The organism is Calditrichota bacterium (assembly GCA_013152715.1).
Taxonomy (GTDB): domain Bacteria; phylum Zhuqueibacterota; class Zhuqueibacteria; order Thermofontimicrobiales; family Thermofontimicrobiaceae; genus 4484-87.
Window position 1 is genome coordinate 1 of record JAADFU010000076.1, and the last position, 5,773, is coordinate 5,773.

The window sequence follows — 5,773 nt, forward strand, 5'->3', positions numbered from 1 at the left end:
ATCAGGGATCTGCCCAAAACTTACGCGCACAATGGGCGCCTTTGGATTCAAGCCACGCAATACTTTTTCCAATTCATCTATCGAAAATGGCTCGACTTTATCGATTTTATTAATCACAATTCCGTCCGCCCACTCGACCTGACTACGGGCAGCGCGCATGAACGGGAGAATTTTCACAAAATTCTCAGCATCAACCAGTCCCACATTGGCGATTATCTCAAACCGCCCTTGCAAATTGGGCGAATCGATAAATTCTTCCAGATCGCTGGTTTCGGCAACGCCCGTTGCTTCGATAATCACCAGGTCTGGCTTCACTTCATTGGCGATAATGTCCAGCGTCTTGATAAAATCCGTCTTGATGCAAATACAAAACAAACTGCCTTTATTCAATTCAAATTTATCAAAATCGCCCGGCTGAATGAGCGAACCATCGACACCCAGACTGCCGAATTCGTTGATAATCAACGCAATTTTCTTTGACTGAATCGATGGCAAATTTAACAAATGATTCAGCAGTGTGGTTTTTCCGGCGCCTAAATAGCCGGTCAACAACAAAATCGGAATAGCGCTCATGTGATGTCCTTTATCCATTCCTTTATCACATCGACTGCCGGCACATGCCCCATTGATTTTACTTCTCGTTTTTCAATAACCACAGCCGGCGTTGAAATCACGCCAAAACGTTGAAACTCTTCTTCGTTTTCAATAAATTTCAATTCCACATCTGCACCTAATTCTTGAATCGCTCTCTTGACATTCTGCTTCGTCTTTTCGCAATTCTCACAACCGCTGCCCAGAACGTAAATTGTGCCCTGCTTTTGCAAGATGCGCAATTTCATTTTTTCATTAATTCTTTTCTGAATGGCAGCGATCAATTCATCCCGCGGAGGAATGCGAGACACAAAAGTAATCTGGCCATCAATACAAATCGTGGGGATATTTCTCACCATCAAGGATGTCATAAAAGTCAGCGACTCGGCATCTTTAATCCGATGCTCCCGCCATTTTACGATTCCTTCAAACTGCGGCGCCACTTTTTTAACAGCTTCCACCATATACTGGCATGGCGCACAGCTCTCAGAATCCAACGTAATGATGTCCACAATTACCTTGTCGATTTGACCATATTCGCTCATATCGAGCAATTCTTTTGTCGTTTCGGTCATTTCCATTGTGCGCAGGACTTCCCGCTGATATTCATCCTGCACAATTTGCGTCACTGCCTGCAAATTTTCCGGTGGCGTGGCATAAGGCAAATCGCAGCCGGGAGCCAGAATAAATCCGCGCTCGCCGCCGGTATCCAGACAATGCAAAGCGTTTCGCTGCACTTCTTCCACAGTCCCCAGAAGAAGCGTTGCCGTCAATTGCAAATTTCCGCCAAAGCTGATATTTTGCTTCAAGCAAACATCGCGCACATAATCCAGTGCGATATTTTCGTCAATGGAAATATTGTTCGGCTTGCACTCTGCCATGGCTTCGATATTCTGTTGCGCGTGACCGCACACAAAAAATGAGCTCATTGCGCCTTTTTGTTCAATTTTTTCAAATATCTCCGAAACGTAAGGCGTCACAAACCTGCGAAAATCTTCAGGGCCAATCTGGCTCGTCATCGGATCGACCAAAGCAATGATGTCTGCCCCGGATTCAATGTAATAACTAGCCATGGCATTGGAAACTTCTTTGCCATATTTCATTAAATCGTGCACATAATCTGGGTCGTCGAACATTTTCATGAAAAGCTCGGTCCCTGCCAGATGTAGCGACAAAGTAAAAGGTCCCGTGATCAAACCATACAATGCAATGTCCGGGAATTTATTCCTCATCTCTCTGATGGCTTCAATCACGATAGGAATTCTTCCCTCTGTCGGTTCGGGAATCTTTAAAGAAGATAATTCCACGCCTTCATTCAGGGGATGCGTGGAAACTGCCGGAGGATTATCTTCTGCCCACAGCAATTGACATCCCATCACTTCAGCTTCTATTTGCAAATCAAACATCACCGAAATTCCATCCGGTTCATACAATTCAATCGCCTTGCTCAAGCCCTGAACAATTAAATCCTTTGATTTCAAATATTCTTCTGCTGAAACGCCAATCAATTTCCCGCCATGACAACCAACAAACGGAACCCACGGCACTCGATCCACTTCTTCGCATTTAAAAGCTTTTAAAACTCTCTCTTTTCCAGTCATTTTTTTCTCCGCATCACTCATATTATCTTCCTTGCTGTTTACTATTCAATCCTTTCATTCACCTTTTTGAATTTAATCCGTAAGGATTTTATGGATGAAATTCCAAATGCGCCGAAGGCGCATCCGCCTCTGGCGTGATCACAAGCACCAAATCCCAAACAATTTCCAAATATCAAATTCAAAATTCCAAACAATCAAATTTGGAATTAATCCGTCAGGATTTTACCCCCCAGCGACTAATGACAAATGCCTATCGCCTAATTTCCACGCTATCTCTCCAATACCGAACCTTCCCCACGCCCGGCTTATCCGGCGCACCATCAAACGCCAGGCCATACAATGCTGGTTTTTGGCTGAATAAAATTCTTTTTCCGTATTTGATTTTCGAAACATTGACCACGGTGTAACTCAAATTATCTTTTTCTTTTTCCAGATAAAAGAAATCACCGTTAGACTCAAATTCTGCAAAGCGAATTTTCCCGGATTCATAAGTGAATTTAGGCCTCCGATAATCGCGAACCATGTCCATCCGCAAATCGCATTTGATGCCCAGATGAATTGTGCGACCATCATCGTGAATTTTCACAGACATACCTTTTCCGCTGTCTCCTGAATCCACAAATTCGATTTTTTTGACCAATTCCGCTGGAGAAACATCGTCGCCATGGGGAATGAGCACGGTGACAAAACCGATATGCTGACCTAACTCAAAATATTGTCCTGTGTATTGAGAAATTACCCACTCGTCCTGATAATAGCGTTTTTCCTTTTCCACCTGCTCAAATCGGTAGTGAGTTTTGGGAAAGTAAATGCACAGATTTTCGTTTGAATCCAGTGCCACATTTCTCAATGAATCATATTTCGTGTCATACCAGTGTTCACCCTGCGCCACGATTTTCCGCGTGTGCCACAAATTCGCCGCTGTGAACCAGTCTTCTTCAATAGCTTTAAACACATCAAACACGACGAACATTTCGGGATTTTTCACATAAACAATGGTTCTATCCCACTGATAGCCCATTTTGTCGTCGATAACACGGGTGCGGCTGTAATCAAAATCCTCGAAAGTGAGAAAATCGATTTTTTGCGTGCGCACCCGGCGATAAGAGCCGGCGTTGTGCAGAAAATCCAGCACAGACTGTCCCGGAATTTCGGGATGAGTTTCCGGACTGAAGCGATATTCTCCCTTTTTCTGTCCGAAAAATATTTTCTCCTGACGCACACACAGACGATTGTGAAAATAATCCTGGCGATAAGCACCAAAGGGCCCGCTGGGCATGTAGTCGCGATAACCGCCGTCATGCAACAGCACGGAACCGTTGTGCATGAGTAAAACAATGGAGTTTTCGTCAGCATGGCCGTGAGTCATTTTTTCTTCTTCAACCGGAATGCCGTCGCGGAGATAATCGCGAAAAATCAGTCCGCCATCGCCTTCATCGCGGTAATTGAGCAGCAAATAGGTTGATTTCTCATCCCAGCCATTGCGAAAGACAATTTTCTTGCCCACGATGTCTTCCATGACTTCCCGACTGAGCGTAGTCGGCTGCTTCGGCTGAATATCGTCCGTGGCAAAACGGTAGCAATCCAGCATCATGTAAGCCAGACCGGAACTTTTGATATTATCAAAATTCATAAATTTATCAACAATCTGCGAGGCAGCCCACTTCAGTTCCGGACTGCGAAGTTGATTGGCGGCTGCTTCAAAAAATACGAGATAGCGATGCCAATTGGAGCGCCAAAGTGCGTCGCCAAAATCCGGGATCATCATATCCGGGCAAATCAAATTGAGATAATACTGGGAATAATAATACATCTCCGGCGTCTCAAAAAGTTCGGACAACTGATTTTTCGCATCCGCGTAGCCAATCAGCGAATAAAGCCAGATACCGTGATACAGCGATGCGTCTTCAATTTCCCAATTGCCCCAGTTATCAAAACCAAGCGCTTTTTCATACATTTTCCAATATTTCATCTTCGGATGATCGCCGATAGCGCGGATCGCCCAGGCAAGAGTTTCGCCGCGCAAAATCGCGCGGTTCATTGCGCCCCATTCCTGAGTCTGAAAAAGAAAATCAATGCTGTGCGCGATCAAATCTTCAATTTTTTGCTGCTCTTTTTTGGACAGGAGTCCTTTTTTCTTCAAAATGTCATAAGGTCTGATGTAACGCATGGCAGTGAAAAAATCAGGAAGAGCCGGAACGCCATTGGCATATTCAGGTCTCTTCTTTGCCGCCCACCGGGGATAGAATTTGCGAAAATCGCCGTAGCTTAAAAGAACTTTTTTCGCGCGTTCAGCATATTTCGCTTCGCCAGTTAGCTTGAAAAATTCCGCATCAATGGTCGCCATATCCAGCAACTGCGCCGGCGGACGATAGCCCCAGAGGCTGTTGGGATCCATTTTTTCCTTCCATGCCTGCACCAGTGAGTCGTAATTCGCCCACACCCAATCCGCTGACTTTCTGGCAAACTCCAGATATTTAGCGCGCGGAACGGAAAAACTTGCTCCGACCTGAATTGTCAACAATACTAAAATTGAAATTACTACTATTTTTCGGGACATGCTATTCTCCTGATTTTACTCAGGTGTAGTCCACTTTAAAAGTGGACTACACCTTAAATTAACAAAAAAATCAATCATCCTTCTGCGCCACCATCATGATTTCTATCAACCCATCAGCCGGGATGCGCGAAACTTCCAGCACCGCTCGCGCCGGAAAATCCGACTTGAAAAATTCCTGATAAATTTTATTGAACCCGCTATAATTGTTCAAATCCGTCACAAAAACCTGCACCTGCACCACATCTTCCAGCGAAAATCCCGCCGCTTCTAAAATCGCCTTGTGATTTTTCAACGCCTGTCTCGCTTGAGAATCAAAATCCTCACCGGCAAATTTTCCCGTCGCCGGATCAATACCCAACTGTCCCGCCAGATAAAGCGTATTTTCCACCTGAATCGCCTGCGAATAGGGCCCGATTGCTTTGGGTGCATTTTCAGTTGCGATCACTTTTCGCTCTGCTTTTTCATTTTCGCAGCCAACAAAAAGCAAACCAACCAGCAAAATCAACATCAATTTTTTCATGATTTGTTCCTCCTGTTTTTTGGGTTAGGTGTAGTCCACTTCAGAAGTGGACTACACCTTAATCATTCGCAAAATTTCATTTCTTCGGAAAATGATCATAATTTTTCAAATCAAACACTTCGCCGGCTTTTGCCCAGGAGAGCTTCAATTCACTCGGCAAAGCATTCAATCGATAGCACTCGCACAAATCGTAATCCACATTTTGCGCCCAGTAGCGCTGATCCGTGTCATCGCGCACGATAATTTCTTCCGGAAAAGGAACTACCGAACCCACAGATTCCTGCACGCCATTCATGCACAGCGTCTGTGAGCGAGCCGCTTCCAGTCCGCAGACAATTTCCGGATTTTCCTGCTGCGCCGCTTCCACAGCCTTCATCAATTTCAGGAATTGATGGTCTGCATTCGGATCGCCGTAACTCTTTCGACTGCCATCTTTGAAATATGCCGTCAAATTTTCATCAAATTCACCGTAAGTAACAAATCCTTTTTCAAACTCAAACC

General features: G+C 44.7%; 5 protein-coding genes. All 5 read right to left on the reverse strand.

Annotation, left to right across the window (positions count from 1 at the left end; all coding sequences use genetic code 11):
* Positions 1–591 (reverse strand): GTP-binding protein (locus GXO74_06015; GenBank protein NOZ61218.1); only part of this gene is annotated, 591 nt, incomplete at its 3' end.
* The gene (locus tag GXO74_06020) at positions 570–2,192 is read right to left on the reverse strand and encodes a uroporphyrinogen decarboxylase (protein NOZ61219.1); all 1,623 of its coding nucleotides are present in this window, start codon (positions 2,190–2,192) and stop codon (positions 570–572) included. The genes GXO74_06020 and GXO74_06015, both read right to left, overlap by 22 nt.
* A 250-nt stretch (positions 2,193–2,442) precedes the next feature.
* Positions 2,443–4,752 carry a hypothetical protein gene (locus GXO74_06025; GenBank protein ID NOZ61220.1) on the reverse strand — a complete coding sequence of 770 codons (2,310 nt, stop codon included), beginning with the start codon at positions 4,750–4,752 and terminating at the stop codon, positions 2,443–2,445.
* Positions 4,753–4,822: 70 nt separating this feature from the next.
* Positions 4,823–5,260, reverse strand: a complete 438-nt coding sequence (locus GXO74_06030; GenBank protein ID NOZ61221.1) for a reactive intermediate/imine deaminase — start codon at positions 5,258–5,260, stop codon at positions 4,823–4,825.
* 88 nt (positions 5,261–5,348) lie between these two features.
* The coding region (locus GXO74_06035; GenBank protein NOZ61222.1) for a hypothetical protein at positions 5,349–5,773 on the reverse strand (425 nt) is incomplete at its 5' end.